24 protein-coding genes are annotated in these 25459 nt (G+C 60.0%); 10 read left to right on the top strand and 14 right to left on the bottom strand.

Annotation, left to right across the window (positions count from 1 at the left end; translation table 11 throughout):
• Positions 1–79: 79 nt before the first annotated feature.
• Positions 80–1744 carry a putative bifunctional diguanylate cyclase/phosphodiesterase gene (locus tag AC07VO_RS25555; protein WP_064621098.1) on the bottom strand — a complete coding sequence of 555 codons (1665 nt, stop codon included), beginning with the start codon at positions 1742–1744 and terminating at the stop codon, positions 80–82.
• Positions 1745–2006: 262 nt separating this feature from the next.
• Here AC07VO_RS25555 and rep point away from each other — a divergent pair, with 262 nt between their 5' ends.
• Both rep and AC07VO_RS25565 read left to right on the top strand, forming a co-directional pair.
• Complete coding sequence (gene rep, locus AC07VO_RS25560; protein ID WP_018927510.1) at positions 2007–4016, top strand: DNA helicase Rep; 2010 nt, start codon at positions 2007–2009, stop codon at positions 4014–4016.
• 57 nt (positions 4017–4073) lie between these two features.
• The gene (locus AC07VO_RS25565; protein ID WP_018927509.1) at positions 4074–4646 is read left to right on the top strand and encodes a xanthine phosphoribosyltransferase; all 573 of its coding nucleotides are present in this window, start codon (positions 4074–4076) and stop codon (positions 4644–4646) included.
• Positions 4647–4714: 68 nt separating this feature from the next.
• Here AC07VO_RS25565 and AC07VO_RS25570 read toward each other — a convergent pair whose 3' ends face one another.
• The 6 genes from AC07VO_RS25570 to dadA all read right to left on the bottom strand — a co-directional run bounded on the left by AC07VO_RS25570 (position 4715) and on the right by dadA (position 10857).
• Positions 4715–6637 carry an acetyl-CoA hydrolase/transferase C-terminal domain-containing protein gene (locus tag AC07VO_RS25570; protein ID WP_086944352.1) on the bottom strand — a complete coding sequence of 641 codons (1923 nt, stop codon included), beginning with the start codon at positions 6635–6637 and terminating at the stop codon, positions 4715–4717.
• A 129-nt stretch (positions 6638–6766) separates the two neighbouring features.
• Positions 6767–7195: a c-type cytochrome gene (locus AC07VO_RS25575; RefSeq protein ID WP_081625748.1), complete on the bottom strand. Its 429-nt coding sequence runs from the start codon at positions 7193–7195 to the stop codon at positions 6767–6769.
• A 170-nt stretch (positions 7196–7365) separates the two neighbouring features.
• On the bottom strand, positions 7366–7914 hold the full coding sequence (locus AC07VO_RS25580) for a cupin domain-containing protein (RefSeq protein WP_018927504.1): 549 nt from the start codon (positions 7912–7914) through the stop codon (positions 7366–7368).
• 128 nt (positions 7915–8042) lie between these two features.
• A complete protein-coding gene (alr, locus tag AC07VO_RS25585; protein ID WP_018927503.1) occupies positions 8043–9116 on the bottom strand; it encodes an alanine racemase in 1074 nt (357 codons plus the stop codon).
• 111 nt (positions 9117–9227) lie between these two features.
• Positions 9228–9581 (bottom strand): RidA family protein, encoded by a 354-nt coding sequence (locus AC07VO_RS25590; protein WP_018927502.1) that lies wholly within the window; start codon positions 9579–9581, stop codon positions 9228–9230.
• A complete protein-coding gene (dadA, locus tag AC07VO_RS25595) occupies positions 9553–10857 on the bottom strand; it encodes a D-amino acid dehydrogenase (RefSeq protein WP_064621369.1) in 1305 nt (434 codons plus the stop codon). Before dadA ends, AC07VO_RS25590 begins: the two co-directional genes overlap by 29 nt.
• A gap of 156 nt (positions 10858–11013) precedes the next feature.
• On the opposite strand from dadA, the gene AC07VO_RS25600 reads away from it, so the two are divergent.
• Positions 11014–11502, top strand: a complete 489-nt coding sequence (locus AC07VO_RS25600) for an Lrp/AsnC ligand binding domain-containing protein (RefSeq protein ID WP_003177284.1) — start codon at positions 11014–11016, stop codon at positions 11500–11502.
• Positions 11503–11505: 3 nt separating this feature from the next.
• On the opposite strand, the gene AC07VO_RS25605 is transcribed toward AC07VO_RS25600, so the two are convergent.
• Entirely contained in the window at positions 11506–11859 is a 354-nt protein-coding gene (locus AC07VO_RS25605; RefSeq protein WP_007934627.1) for a YkgJ family cysteine cluster protein, read from the bottom strand.
• Between the two features lie 148 nt (positions 11860–12007).
• On the opposite strand from AC07VO_RS25605, the gene AC07VO_RS25610 reads away from it, so the two are divergent.
• A complete protein-coding gene (locus tag AC07VO_RS25610; protein WP_018927499.1) occupies positions 12008–13321 on the top strand; it encodes an NAD(P)/FAD-dependent oxidoreductase in 1314 nt (437 codons plus the stop codon).
• 51 nt (positions 13322–13372) lie between these two features.
• On the opposite strand, the gene AC07VO_RS25615 is transcribed toward AC07VO_RS25610, so the two are convergent.
• Positions 13373–13618, bottom strand: a complete 246-nt coding sequence (locus AC07VO_RS25615; protein WP_018927498.1) for a DUF1127 domain-containing protein — start codon at positions 13616–13618, stop codon at positions 13373–13375.
• A 179-nt stretch (positions 13619–13797) separates the two neighbouring features.
• Here AC07VO_RS25615 and AC07VO_RS25620 point away from each other — a divergent pair, with 179 nt between their 5' ends.
• On the top strand, positions 13798–15219 hold the full coding sequence (locus AC07VO_RS25620; protein WP_018927497.1) for an aminotransferase-like domain-containing protein: 1422 nt from the start codon (positions 13798–13800) through the stop codon (positions 15217–15219).
• Between the two features lie 56 nt (positions 15220–15275).
• Positions 15276–16847 carry a phospholipase D family protein gene (locus AC07VO_RS25625; protein ID WP_018927496.1) on the top strand — a complete coding sequence of 524 codons (1572 nt, stop codon included), beginning with the start codon at positions 15276–15278 and terminating at the stop codon, positions 16845–16847.
• A 16-nt stretch (positions 16848–16863) separates the two neighbouring features.
• Here AC07VO_RS25625 and AC07VO_RS25630 read toward each other — a convergent pair whose 3' ends face one another.
• Both AC07VO_RS25630 and AC07VO_RS25635 read right to left on the bottom strand, forming a co-directional pair.
• A complete protein-coding gene (locus AC07VO_RS25630) occupies positions 16864–18006 on the bottom strand; it encodes an MFS transporter (protein ID WP_019580474.1) in 1143 nt (380 codons plus the stop codon).
• 189 nt (positions 18007–18195) lie between these two features.
• Positions 18196–19689, bottom strand: coding sequence for an aldehyde dehydrogenase (locus AC07VO_RS25635; RefSeq protein WP_086944351.1), 1494 nt, complete (start codon positions 19687–19689; stop codon positions 18196–18198).
• 236 nt (positions 19690–19925) lie between these two features.
• On the opposite strand from AC07VO_RS25635, the gene AC07VO_RS25640 reads away from it, so the two are divergent.
• Complete coding sequence (locus AC07VO_RS25640) at positions 19926–20288, top strand: cupin domain-containing protein (RefSeq protein WP_018927493.1); 363 nt, start codon at positions 19926–19928, stop codon at positions 20286–20288.
• Between the two features lie 84 nt (positions 20289–20372).
• On the opposite strand, the gene rpmG is transcribed toward AC07VO_RS25640, so the two are convergent.
• Positions 20373–20528: a 50S ribosomal protein L33 gene (gene rpmG, locus AC07VO_RS25645; protein ID WP_003177274.1), complete on the bottom strand. Its 156-nt coding sequence runs from the start codon at positions 20526–20528 to the stop codon at positions 20373–20375.
• A gap of 11 nt (positions 20529–20539) precedes the next feature.
• Positions 20540–20773 carry a 50S ribosomal protein L28 gene (gene rpmB / locus AC07VO_RS25650; protein WP_018927492.1) on the bottom strand — a complete coding sequence of 78 codons (234 nt, stop codon included), beginning with the start codon at positions 20771–20773 and terminating at the stop codon, positions 20540–20542.
• A gap of 446 nt (positions 20774–21219) precedes the next feature.
• Between rpmB and AC07VO_RS25655 the strand changes: the two genes are divergently transcribed.
• Positions 21220–22806, top strand: coding sequence for an ABC transporter substrate-binding protein (locus tag AC07VO_RS25655; RefSeq protein ID WP_018927491.1), 1587 nt, complete (start codon positions 21220–21222; stop codon positions 22804–22806).
• Between the two features lie 66 nt (positions 22807–22872).
• Here the strand turns inward: AC07VO_RS25655 and radC are convergent, their stop codons facing one another.
• Positions 22873–23547, bottom strand: a complete 675-nt coding sequence (gene radC, locus AC07VO_RS25660; protein ID WP_086944350.1) for a RadC family protein — start codon at positions 23545–23547, stop codon at positions 22873–22875.
• Positions 23548–23682: 135 nt separating this feature from the next.
• Here radC and coaBC point away from each other — a divergent pair, with 135 nt between their 5' ends.
• Positions 23683–24891, top strand: coding sequence for a bifunctional phosphopantothenoylcysteine decarboxylase/phosphopantothenate--cysteine ligase CoaBC (gene coaBC / locus AC07VO_RS25665; protein ID WP_086944349.1), 1209 nt, complete (start codon positions 23683–23685; stop codon positions 24889–24891).
• Positions 24892–24896: 5 nt separating this feature from the next.
• Complete coding sequence (gene dut / locus AC07VO_RS25670; protein WP_018927488.1) at positions 24897–25352, top strand: dUTP diphosphatase; 456 nt, start codon at positions 24897–24899, stop codon at positions 25350–25352.
• The last annotated feature ends 107 nt before the right edge of the window (positions 25353–25459 follow it).

A 25459-nucleotide genomic window follows, 5' to 3' on the forward strand; every position in this document is an offset into this window, starting at 1 on the left:
AGAAGGCGGAGTGTCAGTTAACAACAATATCGACTGACACTCCGCCTTCGCGGGCAAGCCTCGCTCCTACGGTACGTTGTTAAGCCAGCACAGCCTGCTGGCTGGAGCCGAAGGTCAAATACTCAACCAACTCCGCCAACGGCAACGGCTTGCTGATCAGATACCCCTGCACCTGATCGCAACCAAATCCGCGCAACAAATCCAGCTGCTCCGGTGTTTCCACCCCTTCGGCAACCACTTCGAGGTTGAGGTTGTGCGCCAGGTTGATCATGGCGTGCACCAGTTTGCGATTCTCTTCCCGTTCTTCCATGCCGCCGACAAAGCTCTTGTCGACCTTCAACAAGGCGATCGGCAGGCTGTTCAGGTGCACGAACGATGAGAACCCGGTGCCGAAATCGTCCAGCGAAAAGCGCACACCGAGCCGTCCGAGGGCGTCCATGGTCTGCTTGACCAGGTCACTGCGACGCATCACCGCGGTTTCGGTCAGTTCGAATTCCAGCCATTGCGCCTCGACGCCACGCTCGGCAATCAACCGGCTCAGGGTCGACAGTAACTGGCTGTCCTGAAACTGCCGGAACGACAGGTTGATCGCCATGTGCAGCGCCGGCAGGCCCCGCTCACGCAACGCCTGCATGTCCCGCAGGGCTCGGGAAATCACCCAGTAACCCAGCGGCACGATCAAGCCGCTTTGCTCGGCCAGTGGCACGAATTCGCTGGGGGGCAGCAAACCGCGTTCGCCATGACGCCAGCGCACCAAGGCTTCGAGGCCGACGATCTGGCCGTCCGCAAGGTTCAGGCGTGGCTGGTAATGCAACTCCAGCTCATCGCGACGCAAGGCCCGACGCAGCTCACTTTCAAGGTCGGCGATGCTGCGGGCATTGCGATTGATCCGCTCGTTGAAGATGTGAAAGGTGCAGCCTTGAGTACTCTTGGCCTGCTGCATGGCGATGTGCGCATGCCACATCAACGGGTCGGCGCCGGCCTGCGCCCGGGCGTGAGCAATGCCGAGACTGGAACCGATCAACAGGCTTTCGCCGTCGATCCAGTAGGGCTCGGACAGGGCTTCGGTAATCCGTTCGGCCATCCATTCAGCGCGCTGAGGGGCGCGGCGGGTGTCGATCAGCAGGGCGAATTCATCGCTACCCAGCCGCGCCAGTTGATCGCCGGCCTCCAGCTGGCTTTTCAGCCGCGAGACCACTTGCAGAATCAACCGGTCGCCTGCCTGATGGCCGAGGGCGTCGTTGGCGTGTCGAAAGTTGTCGAGGTCGAGGTGACCGAGGGCCAGGCCGCGGCCGTCGTTGTCCGCCAGACGCGCCGCCAGCAAGGTCTGGAAACCCTGGCGGTTGGCGATGCCGGTCAGCGGATCCTGCTCGGCCAGGCGCTGCAAGGTGTTTTCCAGCACCCCGCGCTCACGCACATGACGCAGACAGCGGCGCAACATGCCGGGATCCAGCAGGTTGCGCACCAGCCAGTCGCTCACACCGTCGGGCGGCGCCAGCGGTTCGTGTTCGAGCAGCAACACCGTCGGCAGGCTGCAACGGCCGGGTGCTGGCTGCAGAGCAGGAATCGTCAACAACACCGCGCTGCGGTTGTCATCGAACAAGTTGCTGACCGACTCCCAGCTCGGCGCGCTGAGCAGCACTGCCGAACTCCCCATTGGAGCCAGACACTCGCGCAACAACGCTGCCCACGCCGGCTCTTGGGCCAGTAGCAGCAAACGCAAGGGTTCGACAGGCGTAGACAAGCTAGCTCCCTAGACTCTGCAAAGATGTAGGCGGCGCGCATTATGCCGCTCGGGTAACCAATGACCCAATATCATCGGTTATCAAACACGACTTCGAGTCTTGAATACGTACATTAGACGCGAATTCATTGCGCATCCTGCGTGAAAGTATCAAAACCGGCAAATAGAGATCGCGTGTTGCGTCACAAGTCGGAGAGAGCAGCACAATTCTCTGAGCCTGTTAAAATGCCGGCCCATTTCGCTAACGACTCCCTGATTTCGTATGTCCCGACTCAATCCCCGGCAGCAAGAAGCCGTGAGCTACGTCGGCGGCCCTCTTTTGGTGCTCGCCGGCGCAGGCTCCGGCAAGACCAGCGTGATCACCCGCAAAATTGCGCATCTGATCCAGAGCTGCGGCATCCGCGCCCAGTACATCGTCGCCATGACCTTTACCAACAAGGCCGCGCGGGAGATGAAGGAACGGGTCGGCACGCTGCTCAAGGGCGGTGAAGGCCGCGGCCTGACGGTGTGCACCTTTCACAACCTGGGCCTGAACATCATCCGCAAGGAACATGTGCGGCTGGGCTATAAACCGGGCTTCTCGATCTTCGACGAGACCGACGTCAAAGCCCTGATGACCGACATCATGCAGAAGGAATACTCGGGCGACGACGGCGTCGACGAGATCAAGAACATGATCGGCGCCTGGAAAAACGACCTGATCCTGCCGCCCGAAGCCCTGGAAAACGCACGCAACCCCAAGGAACAGACCGCCGCCATCGTCTACACCCACTACCAGCGCACGCTCAAGGCGTTCAACGCGGTGGACTTCGACGACCTGATTCTGCTGCCGGTAAAACTGTTCCAGGAACACGACGACATCCTGGAAAAATGGCAGAACAAGGTCCGCTACCTGCTGGTGGACGAATACCAGGACACCAACGCCAGCCAGTATTTGCTGGTGAAACTGCTGATCGGCAAACGCAACCAGTTCACTGTGGTAGGCGACGACGACCAATCGATCTACGCCTGGCGCGGCGCCCGCCCGGAAAACCTGATGCTGCTCAAGGACGATTACCCGTCCCTGAAAGTGGTGATGCTGGAGCAGAACTACCGCTCCACCAGCCGCATCCTGCGCTGCGCCAACGTGCTGATTTCGAACAACCCGCACGAATTCGAAAAGCAGCTGTGGAGTGAAATGGGTCACGGCGACGAGATCCGCGTGATCCGCTGCCGCAACGAAGACGCCGAAGCCGAGCGCGTGGCCGTGGAAATCCTCAGCCTGCACTTGCGCACCGACCGGCCCTACAGCGATTTCGCGATTCTGTATCGCGGCAACTACCAGGCCAAGCTGATCGAGCTGAAGCTGCAACATCACCAGGTGCCTTACCGACTGTCCGGCGGCAACAGCTTTTTCGGACGCCAGGAAGTGAAGGACCTGATGGCCTACTTCCGCCTGATCGTGAACCCGGACGACGACAACGCCTTCCTGCGGGTGATCAACGTCCCACGCCGGGAGATCGGTTCGACCACCCTGGAGAAGCTGGGCAACTACGCCACCGAGCGAAAAATCTCGATGTACGCCGCCACCGACGAAATCGGCCTGGGCGAACACCTGGACAGCCGCTTCACCGATCGCCTGTCGCGCTTCAAGCGCTTCATGGACAAGGTCCGCGAGCAGTGCGCCGGCGAAGACCCGATCTCCGCCCTGCGCAGCATGGTCATGGACATCGACTACGAGAACTGGCTGCGCACCAACAGCTCCAGTGACAAGGCCGCCGATTACCGCATGGGTAACGTCTGGTTCCTGATCGAGGCACTGAAGAACACGCTGGAGAAAGACGAAGACGGTGAGATGACCGTCGAAGATGCCATCGGCAAACTCGTGCTGCGCGACATGCTGGAGCGTCAGCAGGAAGAGGAAGATGGCGCCGAAGGTGTGCAGATGATGACCTTGCACGCCTCCAAGGGCCTGGAATTCCCTTACGTGTTCATCATGGGCATGGAAGAGGAAATCCTCCCGCACCGCTCCAGCATCGAAGCCGACACCATCGAAGAGGAACGCCGCCTGGCCTACGTCGGGATTACCCGAGCGCGTCAGACGCTGGCTTTCACTTTCGCCGCCAAGCGTAAGCAATATGGCGAGATCATCGACTGCGCGCCCAGCCGCTTCCTCGATGAACTGCCGCCGGACGACCTGGCCTGGGAAGGCAACGACGACACCCCGACCGAAGTCAAAGCCGTTCGTGGCAACAGCGCATTGGCAGATATACGCGCAATGCTAAAGCGCTAGAATTAGCCACATTTATTTAGACCTTCGGCACAAAAGACGCCAACAGAGGACAGCTTCATGGAAGCACTGCACAAGAAAATTCGCGAAGAAGGCATCGTGCTTTCCGACCAGGTCCTGAAAGTCGACGCCTTTCTGAACCACCAGATCGACCCGGCCCTGATGAAGCTGATCGGCGACGAATTCGCCTCGCTGTTCAAGGATTCGGGCATCACCAAGATCGTCACCATCGAAGCCTCGGGTATCGCCCCGGCGATCATGACCGGCCTGAACCTCGGCGTACCGGTGATTTTCGCGCGCAAGCATCAGTCCCTGACCCTGACTGAAAACCTGCTGTCGGCGACGGTCTACTCGTTCACCAAGCAGACCGAAAGCACTGTGGCGATCTCCCCGCGTCACCTGACCAGCAGCGACCGCGTGCTGATCATCGACGACTTCCTGGCCAACGGTAAGGCTTCGCAAGCGCTGATCTCGATCATCAAACAGGCCGGCGCGACCGTGGCCGGTCTGGGCATCGTGATCGAGAAGTCGTTCCAGGGTGGCCGTGCGGAACTGGATGCCCAGGGTTATCGCGTGGAATCGTTGGCTCGGGTGCAGTCGCTGAAGGATGGCGTTGTAACCTTCATCGAATAAAGCCACTACACCGAAAAACCAATGTGGGAGCGAGCAGGCTCGCCCCCACATTTGATTTCGACTGCCAGTTATTGCGCGGTGGCTTTGAGGCCGGTGAGCAACAACCGCTGAAACAAATCCTCTTTCAACCCCTCCGGCTTCGTCAGCTGCATCCGCTCCAGATGCACGGGAAACTGCGAAGGTTCTGGCGCATCCAGCGCCGCCTTGCCCAATTCCAGAATCTCCGTGAGCTTGAACTTGCTCTTCAACCAGTTCAGCGCCCGCAATAAATCCCGCTCCTGCGCCGTGAAATCACAGCCCAACGGATATTCCGGAAACAGATTCGAATGCCGGGCCTGAATGGCCTGTAAACGCTGCGGGCTGTTGTCGGCGAAACGCGGATCGAGGCGAAAATGCTTCGATAATTTGCCAGCGTTCTGCGCCTGTTCGATCAGCCCCGGCTGGAAGCGTGAGTCGCTGATGTTCAGCAACGCCTCGATCACCGCCGCGTCGGTCTTGCCCCGCAAATCGGCGATGCCGTACTCGGTGATGACGATGTCCCGCAGATGCCGTGGGATCGTGCAATGGCCGTATTCCCAGACGATGTTCGAACTGACCTCACCGCCCGACTCGCGCCAACTGCGCAGGAGCAGGATTGAGCGCGCGCCTTCCAGTGCATGACCCTGGGCCACGAAGTTGTATTGCCCGCCAACGCCGCTGAGTACCCGCCCGTCTTCGAGCTGATCCGCCACGCCCGCACCGAGCAACGTCATGGTGAACACAGTGTTGATGAAGCGCGCATCAAGGCGCTGCAAGCGTTTGAGTTCTTCCTGACCGTAGAGCTCGTTGATGTAACTGATGCGGGTCATGTTGAATTCGAGCCGCTTGCTCTGCGGCAACTCGCGCAAGCGCTCGTAGAAACTGCGCGGCCCGAGGAAAAACCCGCCATGTACCGAGATGCCGTCGGTTTGCGCCGCCTCATTCAGCGTCCCGGCGTTCGCCTGCTGCTGGGTCTGCACATCCGGGTAGACCTTGCGTCGCACGATCCCGGCGTCCGCCAGCACCAGCAAGCCGTTGACGAACATTTCGCTGCAACCGTAAAGGCCCTTGGCAAACGGTTCGACGCCCCCTTCGCGCTCGATCAACTGCGCCCACTGGCTGAGATTCAGATCCGCCAGCAACGCCTTGTAACCGTCACTGTCCGCCTGCCGCGCCAGTAACGCCGCCGTCAGGGCATCGCCCATGGCGCCGATGCCGACCTGCAAGGTGCCCCCATCGCGCACCAGCGTGCTGGCGTGCAGCCCGATGAAATGATCCTGGCAACCTACCGGCATGTTCGGTGTGGAGAACAACGTGGTGTTGTCCTTGGCGTCGATCAGCAGATCGAAGGTGTCGATGCCGACTTCCGCGTCACCGGGCATGTACGGCAAATCGTTGTGCACCTGGCCCACCATCAGGATCGTCTCCCCCGCCGCCCGGCGCTTGGCGATCATCGGCAACAGGTCGAGGGTGATGTCCGGGTTGCAGCTCATACTGAGGCGATCGGGATGTTCGCTGTGGCTGGCGACCAGTTGCGCCACCAGATTCAAACCGGCGGCATTGATGTCCCGTGCGGCGTGGCTGTAATTGCTGCTGACGTAATCCTGCTGGGCCGGGGCGCTGTTCAGCAGGCTGCCCGGTTGCATGAAGAACTGATGAATGTGGATGTTGTTCGGCAGGCTGTCGCGATGCAGGTCGGCGAGGAAATCCAGTTCCGGGTAATCGCCGAACACCCGCTCGATGAAGGGTTCGAGGAAGCGCTTTTGCAAGCCATCACCCAAGGGCGGACGGCCGAGACACAGGGCGGTGTAGACCGTCAGCTGCCGCTCGGGCAGTTGCGCAATGCGTTGATACAGCGCGTTGACGAAGTGGTTGGGTTTGCCCAGCCCCAGCGGCAGGCCCATATGGATATGCGCCGGCAACCGTGCCAGAACGTCATCGACCGCCTGCTCGATAGAACACAACTGCACCATCTGATCCTCCCGCCCAACCCATGAATTGGGTTGAACCGAGCTTGCCGGGTCTTTGCTGCAAAGAATAGCCTCAGACAAATCGCAGGCACAAAAAAGCCGCTCGCAAGCGGCTTTTCGTTGAAAACAGGCTTATTTCAGGCCAGACATCTTCTGGATGGCGCCTTCAAGGTCTTTCAGTTCGCAGTCACTGCATGTGCCTTTTGGTGGCATCGCATTGAGCCCGCTCAACGCTACCTTCGCCAAGCCAGCAGCGGTGCCGCCTTCTTTATCGGCACGTTTTTTCCAGTCTGCGGCATCACCGATCTTCGGTGCGCCCAACAGGCCGGTGCCATGGCAAGCATTGCAGTGTTTGGCAATAATTTCGTCAGGCGTTTTCGACGCACCGCCGCCAACCGAAGCAGCGACTTCCATCCCCTTGCATTCTTTACCCTGCACACAGACTTGGCCGACTGGTTCAAGACGTTTAGCGATATCGTCGTTGGTCGCAGCTTGTGCGCTGACTGCCCAAAGGGCCAATACGGTTGCTGGTGCGGCCAGCATTTTCATAATTAGGTTCACGCGTACACCCTCAATGGTGGCTAGTCACGCCTGCGGCCACGGTTCGCAGGCGGGCGCAAGTATAGCGGTAAGCCCGCCACACTGAAACAACCCCAAAGTCGAAGGGGTCTTATCACAAGGCGGGAATACAGCATGGGCGTCTGTGCAATCCGGGCACGACGCCGTGCCTCTTAGAAATTCGCTGGAGTGGCTGCGCTGATTAGTCGCGCCGGGGCATCGAACGGATTCCGGAAACGGTGCGGCTTGGTACTTTCAAAGTAGTAGCTGTCGCCGGCCTCGAGCACAAATGTTTCGAGCCCTACCACCAGTTCCAGCCGACCCTCCACCAGGATCCCGGTTTCCTCGCCCTCGTGGGTGAGCATCTCCTCGCCGGTGTCGGCGCCTGGCGGGTAGATTTCGTTGAGGAACGCGATAGCCCGGCTCGGGTGAGCCCGACCGACGAGCTTCATGGTCACTGCGCCATCGGAAATATCGATCAGCTCGTGGGCCTTGTAGACGATCTGAGTCGGCTTTTCCTGCAGGATTTCTTCGGAAAAGAACTCGACCATGGACATGGGAATCCCGCCCAGTACCTTCCTCAGCGAACTGATCGAGGGGCTGACGCTGTTCTTCTCGATCATCGATATGGTGCTGTTGGTAACACCCGCGCGTTTGGCGAGCTCACGCTGGGAAAGACCTTTGAGCTTACGGATCGATTGCAGTCGTTCACCGACGTCCAATGCTGGAGCCTCCAGGGATTCAGGTTGCAAGAATATTGAGCGTTATCATGGCGACAGCGTTCAGTATTTACAACACTTGCGCCTGAATCCAGCCTGGCGAAGCGACTTTCGGTCGGGAGCGCTGTTTGTCAGGCCCCGGAATAGAGCAGCGGAACCCGACGCAGGTTGCAGAAGATCTGATAAGGAATCGTGTCGGCGGCTGTCGCGACATCACTGGCGAGGATATTTTTACCCCATAGCTCGACGGGCGAACCGAGGCCGGCTTGCGGCACGTCGGTCAGGTCGACGCAGAGCATGTCCATCGATACCCGACCCAGTAACTGACTGCGTTGCCCGGCCACCAGCACCGGTGTGCCGCTCGGTGCCTGGCGCGGATAACCATCGGCATACCCCATCGCCACCACACCCACACGCATCGGCTTGGGGGTGACGAATTTCGCGCCGTAACCAATCGGCTCGCCGGCCGGCAGTTCACGCACGCAAATCACCTTCGATTCCAGGGTCATCACCGGTTGCAGGCGAGACGCCACGGCATTGGCCTCTTCGAACGGCGTCGCGCCGTAGAGCATGATGCCCGGGCGCACCCAATCGCTCGGAATCTGCGGCCAACCAAGCACCGCCGGCGAGTTACGCAGGCTGATTTCGGCCGCCAAACCCTTACGCGCCGCTTCGAATACCGCGACCTGATCGACGCTGGCGTGGCAGTGCAGTTCATCGGCGCGGGCGAAGTGACTCATCAACACGATCTTCGCCACTTGGCCGCTGGCCAGCAGCCGTTGATAGGCGGCCTGGTAATCCGCTGGATGCAGACCAACCCGATGCATGCCGGAGTCGAGCTTGAGCCACACCGTAATCGGTTTGCTCAGCGTGGCTTTTTCGATGGCTTCGAGTTGCCACAACGAATGCACCACACACCAGAAGTCATGCTCGACGATCAGCGCCAACTCATCGGCTTCGAAAAAACCTTCCAGCAGCAACACCGGCGCACGAATACCAGCGGCGCGCAGCTCCAGGGCCTCTTCGATACACGCCACGGCAAAGCCGTCCGCCTCGGCTTCCAGCGCCTGGGCGCAACGTACCGCGCCATGGCCATAGGCATCGGCCTTGATCACCGCGAGGGCACGGGCACCCGTGACTTCACGGGCAATCCGGTAGTTGTGACGCAGGGCTTGAAGGTCGATCAGGGCACGGGCAGGACGCATGGCGGCAGACTTCTAGTCGGTCATTGGGAAAAAAACCGGCGCTGGCTGACAGCGTGAACCACCAACAGCGCCGGGAGAGGGATCTTTGTGACTTGATTTATGGCAGAGCGTTTATGGCAGCGCGGCAACGACCGACAGCTCGACCAGGATTTGCGGTTCGCACAGCTTCGATTCGACCGTGGCACGGGCCGGCGCGACGCCTTTTGGCAGCCACTGGTCCCACACCGAATTCATGCCTGCGAAGTGCGCGTCGATGTCTTTCAGGTAAATGGTCACCGACAGCAGACGGTTCTTGTCCGTCCCGGCCAGATCCAGCAAACGCTCGATGTTGGCGAGGGCTTCACGGGTCTGCTGTTCAATCCCGGCGCTCATGTCGTCGCCGACCTGTCCTGCCAGATACACAGTACCGTTATGGACAACGATCTGGCTCATGCGCTCATTGGTGAGCTGGCGCTGGATTGACATGTTTTGCAGGCTCCTTAAGTGTGTTGCCATAACGGGAAATATCGAGGCCTTCGGCGCTGATCTGCGGCGTTCTCTTGGCCATCAGGTCAGCCAGCAAACGACCGGACCCACAAGCCATGGTCCAGCCGAGCGTACCGTGGCCCGTATTCAAGAACAGGTTTTTGAACGGTGTGGCACCGACAATCGGCGTGCCGTCCGGAGTGGTCGGACGCAGGCCAGTCCAGAAACTCGCTTCGGGCAGATTGCCGCCCTGAGGATAAAGGTCGTTGACGATCATCTCCAGGGTTTCGCGCCGGCGCGGGTTCAACGACAGGTCAAAACCGGCGATTTCAGCCATGCCGCCGACGCGGATGCGGTTGTCGAAGCGGGTGATCGCGACCTTGTAGGTCTCATCGAGAATGGTCGACGTCGGGGCCATCGCCGGGTTAGTGATCGGCACGGTCAGCGAGTAACCCTTGAGTGGGTACACCGGGGCCTTGATGCCCAGCGGCTTGAGCAACTGCGGCGAGTAACTGCCGAGGGCCAGCACGTAACGGTCGGCGGTTTCCAGCTTGCCATCGATCCACACACCGTTGATGCGATCACCGGCGAAGTCGAGGCGCTGGATGTCCTGGCCGAAACGGAACTCCACACCCAGTTTCACGGCCATTTCGGCCAGGCGGGTGGTGAATATCTGGCAGTCGCCGGTCTGGTCGTTCGGCAGGCGCAAGGCACCGGCGAGGATGTCGGTGACGCTGGCCAGGGCCGGTTCGACCCGGGCAATGCCGGCACGGTCGAGCAGTTCGAACGGCACACCGGACTCTTTCAGCACGGCGATGTCTTTGGCGGCGCCATCGAGCTGCGCCTGGGTGCGGAACAGCTGGGTAGTCCCCAGGCTACGGCCTTCGTAGGCAATGCCGGTTTCGGCGCGCAATTCGTCGAGGCAGTCGCGGCTGTACTCGGACAGACGCACCATGCGCTCTTTGTTCACCGCGTAACGGCTGGCGGTGCAGTTGCGCAGCATCTGCGCCATCCACAGGTATTGGTCGATATTAGCAGTGGCCTTGATCGCCAATGGCGCGTGACGCTGCAACAGCCACTTGATGGCTTTGAGCGGCACGCCCGGTGCGGCCCACGGTGAGGCATAACCCGGCGAAACCTGCCCGGCGTTGGCGAAACTGGTTTCCATGGCCGGCGCTGGCTGACGGTCCACAACCGTCACTTCAAAGCCGGCTCGTGCCAGATAATAGGCACTGGCGGTACCGATGACGCCGCTACCCAAGACCAGAACGCGCATTTTCATATCCCTCATCGCGGCTTACCGCTGACGTTTATTGTGCAGACCGAAGATGTGGGCAGTTTAAAAAAGATTAGCCAGTGCTTTTCACTATATAAGTGCTTATATTTGGCGACAATTCTCGGCAAAAACCCTTTTCACGGAGGCGCATCCCCTATGCGGACCAACACTCAGACCAAACGTGAGCTGGACAAGATCGACCGCAACATCCTGCGGATCCTGCAAGCGGACGGGCGTATCTCCTTCACCGAACTGGGGGAAAAGGTCGGCCTCTCCACCACCCCCTGCACTGAACGGGTACGGCGCCTGGAGCGCGAAGGGATCATCATGGGCTACAACGCCCGGCTGAATCCGCAGCACTTGAAGGGTAGTCTGTTGGTGTTCGTCGAGATCAGTCTCGACTACAAATCCGGCGATACTTTCGAAGAGTTCCGACGCGCGGTGCTGAAACTGCCCCACGTACTTGAATGCCATTTGGTGTCAGGGGACTTCGATTACCTGGTGAAAGCGCGGATTTCCGAAATGGCCTCGTACCGCAAATTGCTGGGCGACATCCTGCTCAAGTTGCCGCATGTGCGCGAATCCAAGAGCTATATCGTGATGGAAGAAGTGAAAGAGAGTTTGAGTCTGCCGATTCCGGATTGAGCCCTACACCAACACCTGCCGGGTACTGGCCATGTATTCGTGGATCTGCTTCTCGACCCGCGGGTGAATCAGCTCCACTGGCCGCCGTCCATTGGGGCATGGCAATGTCTTGGTGGTACCGAACAGACGGCAGATCAATGGGCGCTCGTCATACACCGTGCACCCGTTGGGCCCCAGATGGACGCAATTGAGTTCGTCCATCGCCGCGTCCTGCTCGGCCCGGGTCTTGCGCGGCAGGCGGGACATTTCTTCGGGCGAGGTGGTGACCGGCCCACAACAGTCATGGCAGCCGGGCACGCACTCGAAGGTGGGAATTTGCTGGCGCAGCGTGCGAATTTTCTGACTGTTGCAGCTCATCGAAGCGGTGACCCGAATGCGGAATAGACCGGGATTCTGACGCAAAAGCCCCAATCCAGACAGCGCCAACCGACCAATGTTGCCCGTATCCGAAGGGGCGGCTTATGCTCCGTCAACTTTTTCAAACACACGCATCAGGATGACGTCCATGAACGCCCCCGTTCAGCAACCTGCCCCTAACCACCGGCACGTCGCCTCTTATTACGCCGCCAGCAGCCTGCCGCAACCCGACCTTCCGGCGCTCACAGGTGAGCTGGTCGCAGACGTGTGCGTGGTGGGCGGCGGATTCTCGGGGCTGAACACCGCGCTGGAACTGGCTGAACGAGGCTTGCGCGTGGTGCTCCTTGAAGCGCACAAGATCGGTTGGGGCGCCAGCGGACGTAATGGCGGGCAATTGATTCGCGGCGTCGGCCATGGCCTCGATCAGTTCGCCAATGTGATCGGTGCAGACGGCGTGCGTCAGATGAAACTGATGGGCCTGGAAGCGGTGGAAATCGTCCGCCAGCGAATCGAGCGCTTTCAGATCGCTTGCGACCTGACCTGGGGCTACTGCGACCTCGCCAACAAGGCCCATGACCTGGAAGGCTTCGCTGAAGACGCCAGCGAGCTGCGCAGCCTCGGTTACCGTTACGAAACCCGTCTGCTGCAAGCCAACGAAATGCACAGCGTGGTGGGTTCCGATCGCTATGTCGGTGGTTTGATCGACATGGGCTCCGGGCATCTGCACCCACTGAACCTGGCACTGGGCGAAGCGGCCGCAGCCCGGCAATTGGGCGCCAAACTGTTTGAGCAATCGGCTGTAACCCGCATCGATTATGGCCGCGAGGTCAAGGTCCACACCGCCCGGGGCTCGGTCCGCGCCAAGACCCTGGTGCTGGGCTGCAACGCCTACCTCAACGATCTCAACCCGCAACTTGGCGGCAAGGTGCTGCCCGCCGGCAGTTACATCATCGCCACCGAACCCTTGAGTGAAGAGCAGGCTCACGCGCTGCTGCCGCAGAACATGGCGGTCTGCGATCAACGGGTAGCGCTGGATTATTACCGACTCTCGGCGGACCGCCGCCTGCTGTTCGGCGGCGCCTGCCATTATTCAGGACGCGATCCGAAAGACATCGCCGCATACATGCGTCCGAAGATGCTGGCGGTGTTCCCGCAACTGGCCGGGGTGAAAATCGACTATCAGTGGGGCGGGATGATCGGCATCGGGGCTAATCGCCTGCCGCAGATCGGCCGGCTCAAGGAGCAACCGAATGTGTATTACGCCCAGGCCTATTCTGGTCATGGCGTAAACGCCACGCACCTGGCAGGCAAGTTGTTGGCTGAGGCCATCAGCGGCCAGCACAGTGGTGGTTTCGATCTGTTTGCCAAGGTGCCGCACATTACCTTTCCAGGCGGCAAACATTTGCGCTCGCCGTTGTTGGCGTTGGGAATGCTTTGGCATCGTCTTAAAGAACTGGCCTGAACCCTTGCAGGAGCTGCCGAAGGCTGCACCTGCAAGGGATCGCGGTTCATCTCACAGATGCCAGAAAGGTTTAAGCCCCTCCTCCCGCGCCTGCTCCCGACTCAACCCGACATCCTTGAGTTGCTCCGGCGTCAGCTCCAACAACGCCTTACGCGTGTGCAGACGATGCCAGAACAGACCCCAGCGCCCCAGGCAGGACGGTGCATTGCGCATAATTGCCTCGCGCGCGCCGTTCTGTTGCCCTGCCGCCAGTTCCTGACTGTGTAACGTCAGCCGCACATCGCTCAAGCCGTTCATTTTCGTCGCTCCTGTTTACTTGGGTAGCCAGAGCTTTCATGATGCGCGGACGGCAAAAAGCATTACAGATTCAACAGAGCAGTATTAATTCCATACAGTTTTTCTGTTTCGGCCTCTGAATCGCTTATTTTTGCCCCATCTGTATTGGTTAACCGAATCACCCACATCGAGACTGCACCATGACCCTTTACGTCAACCTCGCCGAGTTGCTCGGCACACGTATCGAACAGGGCTTCTATCGCCCCGGTGACCGGCTACCCTCGGTGCGGGCGCTGAGTGTCGAGCACGGGGTCAGCCTGAGCACGGTGCAACAGGCCTATCGAGTGCTGGAAGACGTAGGCCTGGCGATGCCCAAACCCAAATCCGGCTATTTCGTACCGGTGAGCCGCGAACTGCCAGAGCTACCCGTGGTCGGCCGCCCAGCCCAACGACCGGTGGATATTTCACAGTGGGATCAGGTGCTGGAACTGATCCGCGCCGTGCCGCGCAAGGATGTCGTGCAGTTGGGCCGCGGTATGCCGGACATCACCTCGCCGACCATGAAACCGCTACTGCGCAACCTGGCACGTATCAGCCGCCAGCAGGACATGCGAGGCCTGTATTACGACAACATCTGCGGCACCCTCGAACTGCGCGAACAAATCGCCCGCCTGATGCTCGATTCCGGCTGCCAATTGAGCGCCAACGATCTGGTGATCACTACCGGTTGCCACGAAGCGCTGTCGACCAGCATCCGCGCCATCTGCGGACCGGGTGACATCGTCGCAGTGGATTCGCCAAGCTTTCACGGCGCCATGCAGACCCTCAAGGGCCTGGGCATGAAAGCGCTGGAAATCCCCACCGACCCGCTCACCGGCATCAGCCTCGAAGCGTTGGAACTGGCGTTGGAGCAATGGCCGATCAAAGCCATACAGTTGACCCCCAACTGTAACAACCCGCTGGGCTACATCATGCCGGAGTCACGCAAACGTGCGCTGTTGAACCTCGCACAGCGTTTCGACGTGGCGATTATCGAGGACGATGTGTATGGCGAACTGGCCTACACCTACCCCCGCCCGCGCACGATCAAATCCTTCGACGAAGACGGCCGCGTCCTGCTCTGCAGTTCCTTTTCCAAGACCCTGGCACCGGGCCTGCGCATTGGCTGGGTCGCGCCGGGCCGGTATCTGGAGCGCGTGCTGCACATGAAGTACATCAGCACCGGCTCCACCGCGACGCAACCACAGATTGCGATTGCCGAATTTCTCAAGGCCGGGCACTTCGAACCACATTTGCGGCGGATGCGGATGCAATACCAGCGCAATCGCGACGCAATGATCGATTGGGTCACCCGTTATTTCCCGGCCGGCACCCGCGCCAGCCGTCCGCAAGGCAGCTTCATGCTGTGGGTTGAGCTGCCGGAGGGCTTCGACACCCTGAAACTCAATCGTGCACTGCATGATCAGGGCGTACAGATTGCCGTGGGCAGTATCTTTTCCGCCTCGGGCAAATACCGTAATTGCCTGCGGATGAACTACGCTGCCAAAACGACCCCGCAGATTGAAGAAGCTGTGCGCAAGGTCGGTGCGACAGCAATCAAACTGCTGGCGGAAACCGACTGACCTTTCTTCGGGATACGGCGTCCATATGCTATCCGCCACCATCCGGAATATGCGCCGTGAGAATCAGACAGCCCCTGCTTGCTCTGCTGTTACTCGCCTCGTTCCTGGGTGGCTGCACGACGCTCCACGTCCCTCGCGAACCGAGCCAGGCCCTGCCGGCGACCGACTCTGCTTTCGGCCGCTCGATCCAGGCCCAGGCCGCTCCCCACCAGGGTCAGTCGGGCTTCCGCTTGCTATCCGATAGCACCGAGGCCTTCACCGCCCGCGCCGAGCTGATTCGAAATGCCCAAAGCAGCCTCGATTTGCAGTATTACATCGTCCATGACGGCATCAGCACACGGATACTGATCAGCGAGCTGCTCAAAGCCGCCGACCGAGGCGTGCGGGTGCGGATTCTGCTCGACGACACCACCAGCGATGGCCTGGACCAGATCATCGCAACCCTCGCTGTCCATCCGAAGATTCAGATCCGCGTCTTCAACCCGCTGCACCTGGGCCGCAGCACCGTCGTGACGCGTACCATGGGCCGGCTGTTCAACCTGTCGCAGCAACATCGCCGCATGCACAACAAACTGTGGGTGGCGGACAATAGCGTGGCAATCGTGGGCGGGCGCAACCTGGGGGATGAGTATTTCGATGCCGAGCCCAAACTGAATTTCACCGACATCGACATGCTCAGTGTCGGCCCGGTTGCAGAGCAGTTGGGACACAGCTTCGACCAATACTGGAACAGCGCCCTGAGCAAGCCGATCGAGCAGTTTCTCTCAAGCAGGCCGAGCGCCAGGGACCTGAGAAATACCCGGACCCGCCTGGACGAATCCCTGGAAGAAACGCGCAAACAGAACCACGCGCTCTATCTGCAGTTGATGACCTACACCACTCATCCACGCATGGACGTCTGGCGGCAGGAATTGATCTGGGCCTGGAACAAGGCGCTATGGGACGCACCGAGCAAGGTGTTGTCCGACGGAGAACCTGATCCGCACTTGCTGCTGACCACCCAGTTGGCGCCTGAACTCAACGGGGTCAGCAAAGAGCTGATCATGATCTCGGCCTACGTCGTACCCGGCCAACCGGGACTGGTGTACCTGACCGGTCGCGCCGATGCCGGGGTGTCGGTCAGTTTGCTGACCAACTCACTGGAAGCCACCGATGTTCCCGCCGTGCATGGTGGGTATGCGCCTTATCGCAAAGCCTTGCTGGAGCATGGCGTGCAGCTGTTCGAATTACGCCGCCAGCCCGGGGACAACGGCGGCAGCGGACCGAGCCTGTTTCACAGAGGATCATCCAACCAAAGCTCCGATTCCAGCCTGCACAGCAAGGCCATGATCTTCGACCGACAAAAAGCCTTCATCGGCTCATTCAATTTCGACCCGCGCTCGGTGCTCTGGAACACCGAAGTCGGGGTGCTGGTGGACAACCCGGAACTTGCCGAGCGTGTGCGCGAACTGGCGCTGGAGGGTATGGCCCCGGCCCTCAGCTATCACGCGCGACTGGAAAAGGGTCAGATAGTCTGGATCACCGAAGACGACGGTAAGCAGCACACATTGACCAAGGAACCGGGGAGCTGGTGGCGGCATTTCAATTCGTGGTTCAGCAGTACGATTGGCCTGGAAAAGATGCTGTAGCTTGAGTTGCCAGGATCTACGCCGGCTGCACCGTCCCAAACGCCCCTTGCCGCGATACCAGAATCACCAACCCCAACGCGCCCGCCGCCATCAGCAACGGCAAGGCATGCCCGCTGATCCACTGGCTCCCGGCACCGGCCGCCAACGGCCCGATCAGGCAACCGATCCCCCACAGCTGCGCGATATGGGCATTGGCCCGCACTAGCGCATCGTCGCGGTAACGCTCACCGATCAGGATCAGCGACAAGGTGAACAGACCGCCGGCGCTGGCGCCAAACAACACCCACAGCGGCCAGATCAGCAACGTATCGATCAACAATGGAATCGCCAGGCTCGACAGCAGCAAGAGCATTGCGCAGCCGGTAAACAATGTACGCCGCGACAAGCGATCAGCCAGCGCACCAATCGGCAATTGCAGCAAGGCATCCCCCACCACCACCGTACTGACCATCGCCAGGGCGATTTCCGTGGTGAAGCCCTGACGCAGGCAGTAGACCGGCAACAAGGTCAGGATCATCGCTTCGAACGCAGCAAACAGCGACACCGCCCAGGCAATTGCCGGCAGGCCACGGCAGAAGTTCAGCAAATCGTTGAGGGTCACGCTGCAGGCTTCACTGGTGGGTGCTCCGCTACGACCCAGCAGCAGGAACGGTGACGTCATCAGCAAACCGACGCCCACCCAGAAACCGTAATCGTGCTCGGTGCCCAACGCCCCCAACAGTAGCGGCCCGGCCAGCTGACTCAGCGCATAACTGCTGCCATACAGCGCTACCAATCGGCCGCGCCATTGCTCGACCACCAGTTGGTTGATCCAGCTTTCACCAAGGATGAAGACGAGTGTCAGGATCACCCCGATCATCAACCGCAGCACCAGCCAGATCGGGTAGCTCGGCCATAGCGCCAGCAAGCCGATGGACACCGCCCCGGCCCACAGGCACAGGCGCATCAGATTGGCCGTGCCAAGACGGGCCGCGAGATGGCTGGAGATCTTCGCCCCCAGCAACACGCCAATGGCCGGCATCGCCGCCATCACGCCAATCGCGAACGAGCCGTAACCCCAGCCTTCCAGGCGCAGCGACACTAACGGCATGCTGACGCCCAGGGCCAGGCCGACACTCAAGACAGACGCCAAGACGGCGAAATAAGTCGCCCAACGCATGTTCCACGCTCCTGTGGATTGTTATTTTTACTGGCCGCACAAAGTAAATGTGGGAGCGGGCTTGCTCGCGAAGAGGCCATCACATCCAACATCATCGTTGGCTGTTACGGCGCCTTCGCGAGCAAGCCCGCTCCCACAGGGGATCTGTGTCGCTCGGGAGCCCGATGTTCGATCGGGCTCCACACAGGCTTACAACTTGATCCAGGTCGCCTTCAGCTCGGTGTACTTGTCGAACGCGTGCAATGACTTGTCGCGACCGTTCCCGGACTGTTTGAAGCCACCGAACGGCGCGGTCATGTCGCCGCCATCGTACTGGTTGACCCAAACGCTACCCGCACGCAATGCCTTGGCGGTGAGGTGGGCCTTCGAGATGTCCGTGGTCCATACTGCCGCCGCGAGGCCGTAAGGGGTGTCGTTGGCAATCGCAACGGCTTCTTCGGCGGTATCGAAAGTGATCACCGACAACACCGGGCCAAAGATTTCTTCCTGGGCAATTTTCATCGCGTTGCTGACACCGTCGAAAATCGTCGGCTCGACGTAGGTGCCCCCGGTTTCCTGAAGAATACGCTTGCCGCCAGCCACCAGTTTGGCGCCATCGGTGTGACCGGATTCGATGTAGGACAGCACGGTGTTCATCTGCTGGGTATCCACCAGCGCACCGACGTTGGTCGCCGGATCCAGCGGATTGCCCGGCTTCCAGGCCTTGAGGGCTTCGATCACCAATGGCAGGAATTTGTCTTTGATCGAACGTTCGACCAGCAGGCGCGAACCGGCGGTGCAGACTTCGCCCTGGTTGAAGGCAATAGCGCTGGCAGCCGATTCGGCGGCGGCTTGCAGGTCCGGCGCATCGGCGAACACGATGTTCGGGCTCTTGCCACCGGCTTCGAGCCAGACACGCTTCATGTTCGATTCGCCGGAGTAGATCAGCAGTTGCTTGGCGATCTTGGTCGAACCGGTGAACACCAAGGTGTCGACATCATTGTGCAAGGCCAGGGCCTTGCCGACGGTATGACCGTAACCCGGCAGCACGTTCAGCACACCTTTCGGGATGCCGGCTTCAACTGCCAGCGCTGCAATACGAATAGCCGTCAGCGGCGATTTTTCCGAAGGCTTGAGGATCACTGAGTTACCGGTGGACAGCGCCGGGCCGAGTTTCCAGCAGGCCATCATCAACGGGAAGTTCCACGGCACGATCGCACCGACCACACCGACCGGCTCGCGAGTCACCAGCCCCAACTGATCGTGCGGGGTGGCGGCGACTTCGTCGTAGAGCTTGTCGATGGCCTCACCACTCCAGCTCAGGGCTTGCGCCGCGCCAGGAACGTCGATGTACAGGGAATCGCTGATCGGCTTGCCCATGTCCAGGGTTTCGAGCAGGGCCAGCTCTTCGGCGTGCTGTTTCAGCAGGCCGGCAAAACGAATCATGGTGGCTTTGCGCTTGGTCGGCGCCAGGCGCGACCAGGCGCCGGAATTGAACGTGGCGCGAGCGTTTTCCACGGCGCGCTGGGCGTCGGCGGCGTCACAGCTGGCAATCTTGCCCAGCAGACGGCCATCGACAGGGCTGATGCACTCGAACGTTTCACCGGAGACTGCATCGGTGTATTCGCCATTGATGTAGGCACGGCCTTCGATCTTCAGATCGCGAGCCCGTTGTTCCCAGTCGGCACGAGTCAGGGTGGTCATACGAGTGTCCTCCTCTTATTGAATACGAGCGCCCGCGCTCTTCGCGGGTGCTGTCAGGAATTCTGCCCGGCCAGCCTGCTTTTCGGCTCAAGGCAACCGTTACCCTAAACCAGCGACGGGTGAAGTTTCAATATATTTGACAAAGGACCGTTAAATGGCCTTGCGATGTTCATTTTAATAAACATAGACTTTCAACTTTCCAGTCAGTCGCGCCGCAATCACGTGGGAATACCAACATGAGCATTCAGGATATCGTCGATTTCAGTCAGGCCACCACCCAGCCCGATCGCTATCGGCCAGACCCGGCCAAAGTCCTCAAGGGCGACCCCGAACAAACGGTGTACAACCACTACAACAGCCCGTGCGGCCAGATGAGTGCAGGTGTCTGGGAAGGCGAAGTCGGTCAGTGGCGGGTGAACTACACCGAACACGAATACTGCGAAATCGTTCAGGGGGTGTCAGTGCTGCGCGATGACAACGGCGGCGCCAAGACCCTGCGCGTGGGCGATCGCTTCGTGATTCCGGCCGGTTTCAAAGGCACCTGGGAAGTGCTGGAGCCGTGCCGCAAGATTTATGTGGTGTTTGAACAGAAGGCTTGAGGGTTTGTGCCGCTTGAACCGACAGGCAACAAAAAAGGCCCGTATCTCGCGATACGGGCCTTTTTCGTAAGGAGGAAAAATCAATTACTTGATTTTGCCTTCTTTGTAGATCACGTGCTTACGAACAACCGGATCATATTTCTTGATCTCGATTTTGTCCGGAGTAGTGCGCTTGTTCTTGTCGGTAGTGTAGAAGTGACCAGTACCGGCGCTCGAAATCAAACGAATCAATTCACGCATGATTAGCTCCCTTAGATCTTGCCATCGCGACGGATTTCGGCCAGCACGACATCAATGCCACGCTTGTCGATGATACGCATGCCTTTGGCAGATACGCGCAGACGCACAAAACGTTTCTCGGACTCAACCCAGAAGCGGTGATGCTGCAGGTTCGGCAGGAAACGACGACGGGTTTTGTTGTTTGCGTGGGAAATGTTATTCCCAGTCACCGGACCCTTACCGGTAACTTGACAGACTCTCGACATGCCTCAGCCCTCTAAAACCACATGCCCAACCCGGCATGGGTTGGCCGCTTAATCTCTCAGTCATTTGGCGCCAGGCGCCGCGTTTCTTTAAGGGTCTTACCGGCTACACCTACAAACGAAGGAACCGGGCCCCTAGAAAAGAGCGCTGCTTTATACCAGAAAGACCAGAGAGCAACAACAACCGGTGTGAATTGAGTTGATAAAAACCCGTTTTTTCGGGCGCCGAGCGCCTTGGGTAAAGGCTAAGCCCGATAGCGACCGCTCGTCGCAGAGAATCGGCCAACGGGACAATTCAGGGTTTTTCTCAACCGTCACCCACCGAAAACAATCGCCCATACTCCCCTGAAAATGAAAAAGGGGATAGTCATTTGCAAAAGAGCCCACTAGGGTAGGCCTTTTCCAGACTGCACTTGCAGATGGGCCTTCATCTGTAAAGGAATCCAACCATGCGCCTCGCTGCCCTACCGCTGCTGCTCGCACCGCTTCTACTGAGCCCCCTGGCCCATGCCGCCGCCCTGAGCGTCTGCACCGAGGCCAGTCCGGAAGGGTTCGACGTGGTGCAATACAACTCGTTGACCACCACCAACGCCTCGGCCGACGTGCTGATGAACCGCCTGGTGGACTTCGACACGGCCAGCGGCAAAGTGGTCGCCAGCCTCGCGGACAGCTGGGACGTCACGCCCGACGGCCTGACCTACGTCTTCAAGTTGCATCCGCAGGTGAAATTTCACCGCACCGAGTATTTCAGCCCGACGCGCGACCTGACCGCCGAAGACGTGAAATTCAGTTTCGACCGCATGCTCGATCCGGCAAACCCATGGCACAAAATCGCCCAGAGCGGCTTCCCGCACGCTCAGTCGATGCAGTTACCGACACTGATCAAAAAGATCGACGCCCTGGACCCGCTCACCATCCGCTTCACCCTCGATCACCCGGACTCGACGTTCCTGCCGACCCTGACCATGGGCTTCGCCTCGATCTATTCGGCCGAGTACGCCGAGCAACTGATGAAGGCCGGCACTCCGGAGAAGCTCAACAGCCAGCCGATCGGTAGCGGCCCGTTCATCTTCACGCGTTTCCAGAAAGATGCCTCGATTCGCTACAAGGCCAACCGCGACTACTTCCAGGGCAAGCCATCGGTGGACCCGTTGATCTTCGCGATCACCCCGGACGCCAACGTGCGCTTGCAGAAATTGCGCCGCAACGAGTGTCAGATCGCCCTGTCGCCGAAACCGCTGGACGTGCAGGCTGCGAAGCAGGAGCCGACCCTGAAGGTGGAAAAGACTGACGCCTTCATGACCGCATTCGTCGGCATCAATAGCCAACATCCGCCGCTGGACAAGCCGGAAGTGCGCCAGGCAATCAACCTGGCGTTCGACAAGGCCAACTACCTCAAGGCCGTATTCGAAGACACCGCTGAGCCTGCCAATGGGCCCTACCCACCCAACACCTGGAGCTATGCCAAAAACTTGCCGGGCTACCCGCATGATGTCGAGAAAGCCCGGGCATTGATGGCCAAGGCCGGGCTCAAGAACGGTTTTCAGACCACCATCTGGACCCGTCCTTCCGGCAGCCTGCTGAACCCCAACCCGAGCCTCGGTGCGCAATTGCTTCAGTCCGACCTGGCGGAAATCGGCATTCAAGCAGAGATCCGCGTGATCGAATGGGGCGAACTGATTCGCCGCGCCAAGGCCGGCGAGCATGACCTGCTGTTCATGGGCTGGGCCGGCGACAACGGTGACCCGGACAACTTCCTCACGCCGCAGTTTTCCTGCGCGGCGATCAAAGCCGGCACCAACTTCGCCCGTTACTGCAACCAGGATCTGGACAAGCTGATCAGCGCCGGCAAGACCACTGGCGAGCAAGGTGTACGCACCAAGCTCTACGAACAGGCCCAGGCGCAAATACAGCAACAGGCATTGTGGCTGCCACTGGCCCACCCCACGGCCTTCGCCCTGACGCGCAAAGACGTCGAGGGTTATCGCGTCAGCCCGTTTGGCCGGCAGGATTACTCCAAGGTCAACTTCAAGTAATCAGCGTCACCACAAAAGCCGTGGGAGCAGGCTCGCTCCCACAGTGACTCATCTAGCCTTTCCTCTTCACATCCACCCGTACTCGGCCATGGACAACGGATCGCCATCACCGACGATGAAATGGTCGAGCACCCGCACATCGATCAGGTCCAGCGCTTCTTGCAGGCGCTTGGTCAGCATCCGGTCGGCTTGACTGGGATTGGAGTTACCCGACGGATGGTTGTGGCAGAGGATCAACGCTGCGGCGTTGTGGGCCAAAGCGCGTTTAACCACTTGTCTTGGATAGACACTGGTACTGTCGATGGAGCCGCGAAACAGCACTTCAAAGGTCAGCACTTGATGTTTTGAATCCAGAAACAGACAGCCGAATACCTCGTGAGGCTCGTGGCGCAGCATCGACTTCAGGTAATCACGAACCGCCTGCGGATTTTCCAGTGCCGATTTCTGGCGCGCACGTTCGGCTAAGTGCCGCCTGCCCATTTCCTGTGCCGCTTGCAACTGAGCGAATTTCGCCGGCCCGAGCCCCAATTGCCTGCTGAACGCAGTTTGATCGGCTTCGAGCAGTGAACGCAGGCTGCCAAACTGACTCAACAGATGCCGTGCCAGATCTACTGCACTTTTACCCGATACACCGGTACGTAAAAAAATCGCTAGCAACTCGGCGTCCGAAAGACTCGCCGAACCTAACTCAAGTAACCTCTCCCGCGGTCGCTCCGCCGCTGGCCAATCGCGAATGCTCATAACACCTCCATGTAAGTGGGCGCCGCTGTTCCGTAGCGGTCGCTGTGATATCGTAGCCCATCTTTTTTGCGGGCGATTTCACCCCTGGGGAGGGGGTATCGCCATGCAGTCATCAACGAAATGAAAGGCAGACCTATGCAGCGGCTGTATCGGAAACGCATCGTTCTGGGCGTCGGCGGCGGCATTGCTGCCTACAAGAGCGCCGAGCTGGTTCGCCGCCTGATCGACCAGGGCGCCGAAGTGCGCGTGGTCATGACCCGTGGCGGCAGCGAATTCATTACCCCGCTGACCATGCAGGCCCTGTCCGGGCACCCGGTCCACCTGGACCTGCTGGACCCGGCGGCCGAAGCCGCCATGGGTCACATCGAACTGGCCAAATGGGCCGACCTGGTATTGATCGCCCCCGCCACTGCGGACCTGATCGCTCGCCTGGCCCAAGGCATTGCCGACGACCTGCTGACCACGCTGGTGCTGGCCACCGACGCGGTAGTCGCCGTGGCGCCGGCGATGAATCAAGCCATGTGGCGCGACCCGGCGACCCAGGCCAACCTGCAAACCCTCGCAAGCCGCGACTTCAAAGTCTTCGGCCCGGCCTCCGGCAGCCAGGCCTGCGGCGACGTCGGCATGGGCCGCATGCTCGAAGCCACCGACCTCGCCCAGTGCGCGGCAGACTGCTTCCAGCGCCAAGCGCTGACCGGCAAACACGTGCTGATCACCGCCGGCCCGACCCAGGAAAACATCGACCCGGTGCGCTACATCACCAACCACAGCTCCGGCAAAATGGGCTTTGCCCTGGCCGAAGCCGCGGTAGAAGCCGGCGCCCGCGTGACCCTGATCACCGGCCCCGTGCACCTGCCGACCCCGGATCGCGTCACACGCATCGACGTGGTCAGCGCCCGGGACATGCTCGCCGCTTGTGAAGCCGCGATTCCTTGCGACCTGTTCATCGCCTCGGCAGCGGTCGCGGACTACCGTCCGGAAGTCGTGGCCCCACAGAAACTCAAGAAAGACCCTACAAGCGGCGACGGCTTGTTGCTACAGATGGTACGCAACCCAGACATTCTGGCCACCATCGCCACCCGTCCCGACCGTCCGTTCAGTGTCGGCTTTGCCGCCGAAACCGAACACCTGCTCGACTACGCTGCCCGCAAGTTGAAAGACAAGAACCTCGATCTGATCGTCGCCAACGACGTCGCCAACCCGAGTATTGGCTTCAACAGCGAAGAAAACGCCTGCAGCGTGATCGACCGTGAGCTGCACGCCACTATTTTTGCCCAGACCAGCAAAGGCAAGATTGCCCGCCAGCTGATCACTTTTATCGCCGAACGTCTGAACCAGGTTTAATTTACATGCACGCTTTGCAAGCCAAGATCCTCGACCCACGCATCGGCAGCGAATTTCCGCTGCCGCAGTACGCCACGCCCGGCTCCGCCGGCCTCGACCTGCGCGCCATGCTGGAAAAAGACACTGTCATCAAGCCGGGCGAGACCCTGCTGATCCCTACCGGCCTGTCGGTGTATATCGGCGATCCGGGCCTGGCGGCCTTGATTCTGCCGCGCTCCGGCCTGGGCCATAAGCACGGCATCGTGCTGGGCAACCTGGTCGGCCTGATCGACTCCGATTACCAGGGCCCGCTGATGGTGTCGTGCTGGAACCGTGGCCAGACCGATTTCAACATGGTCGTTGGCGAACGCCTCGCACAACTTGTTCTGGTACCAGTGGTTCAAGCGCACTTCGAAATGGTCGAAGAGTTTGTCGAAACCCAGCGCGGCACCGGCGGCTTCGGACATTCCGGCAGCCACTGATATGCCCCCTGTGGCGAGTGAGCTTGCTCGCGCTGGAAAGCGTAGCGGCCCCATGATTCTGGCAACAATTGCCGACTTTGTGAGTGCTGCACACTCAAGCGGGAGCA

The sequence above is a fragment of the Pseudomonas sp. GW821-FHT03E01 genome (assembly GCF_059420765.1).

Excerpts from the sequence above, each read along its gene's own strand:
- rep (WP_018927510.1), top strand. The coding sequence starts at position 2,007 with ATGTCCCGACTCAATCCCCGGCAGCAAGAAGCCGTGAGCTACGTCGGC.
- AC07VO_RS25565 (WP_018927509.1), top strand. The coding sequence starts at position 4,074 with ATGGAAGCACTGCACAAGAAAATTCGCGAAGAAGGCATCGTGCTTTCC.
- AC07VO_RS25570 (WP_086944352.1), bottom strand. The coding sequence starts at position 6,637 with ATGGTGCAGTTGTGTTCTATCGAGCAGGCGGTCGATGACGTTCTGGCA.
- alr (WP_018927503.1), bottom strand. The coding sequence starts at position 9,116 with ATGCGTCCTGCCCGTGCCCTGATCGACCTTCAAGCCCTGCGTCACAAC.
- AC07VO_RS25590 (WP_018927502.1), bottom strand. The coding sequence starts at position 9,581 with ATGTCAATCCAGCGCCAGCTCACCAATGAGCGCATGAGCCAGATCGTT.
- dadA (WP_064621369.1), bottom strand. The coding sequence starts at position 10,857 with ATGCGCGTTCTGGTCTTGGGTAGCGGCGTCATCGGTACCGCCAGTGCC.
- AC07VO_RS25600 (WP_003177284.1), top strand. The coding sequence starts at position 11,014 with ATGCGGACCAACACTCAGACCAAACGTGAGCTGGACAAGATCGACCGC.
- AC07VO_RS25605 (WP_007934627.1), bottom strand. The coding sequence starts at position 11,859 with ATGAGCTGCAACAGTCAGAAAATTCGCACGCTGCGCCAGCAAATTCCC.
- AC07VO_RS25610 (WP_018927499.1), top strand. The coding sequence starts at position 12,008 with ATGAACGCCCCCGTTCAGCAACCTGCCCCTAACCACCGGCACGTCGCC.
- AC07VO_RS25615 (WP_018927498.1), bottom strand. The coding sequence starts at position 13,618 with ATGAACGGCTTGAGCGATGTGCGGCTGACGTTACACAGTCAGGAACTG.
- AC07VO_RS25620 (WP_018927497.1), top strand. The coding sequence starts at position 13,798 with ATGACCCTTTACGTCAACCTCGCCGAGTTGCTCGGCACACGTATCGAA.
- AC07VO_RS25630 (WP_019580474.1), bottom strand. The coding sequence starts at position 18,006 with ATGCGTTGGGCGACTTATTTCGCCGTCTTGGCGTCTGTCTTGAGTGTC.
- AC07VO_RS25635 (WP_086944351.1), bottom strand. The coding sequence starts at position 19,689 with ATGACCACCCTGACTCGTGCCGACTGGGAACAACGGGCTCGCGATCTG.
- AC07VO_RS25640 (WP_018927493.1), top strand. The coding sequence starts at position 19,926 with ATGAGCATTCAGGATATCGTCGATTTCAGTCAGGCCACCACCCAGCCC.
- rpmG (WP_003177274.1), bottom strand. The coding sequence starts at position 20,528 with ATGCGTGAATTGATTCGTTTGATTTCGAGCGCCGGTACTGGTCACTTC.
- rpmB (WP_018927492.1), bottom strand. The coding sequence starts at position 20,773 with ATGTCGAGAGTCTGTCAAGTTACCGGTAAGGGTCCGGTGACTGGGAAT.
- AC07VO_RS25655 (WP_018927491.1), top strand. The coding sequence starts at position 21,220 with ATGCGCCTCGCTGCCCTACCGCTGCTGCTCGCACCGCTTCTACTGAGC.
- radC (WP_086944350.1), bottom strand. The coding sequence starts at position 23,547 with ATGAGCATTCGCGATTGGCCAGCGGCGGAGCGACCGCGGGAGAGGTTA.
- coaBC (WP_086944349.1), top strand. The coding sequence starts at position 23,683 with ATGCAGCGGCTGTATCGGAAACGCATCGTTCTGGGCGTCGGCGGCGGC.
- dut (WP_018927488.1), top strand. The coding sequence starts at position 24,897 with ATGCACGCTTTGCAAGCCAAGATCCTCGACCCACGCATCGGCAGCGAA.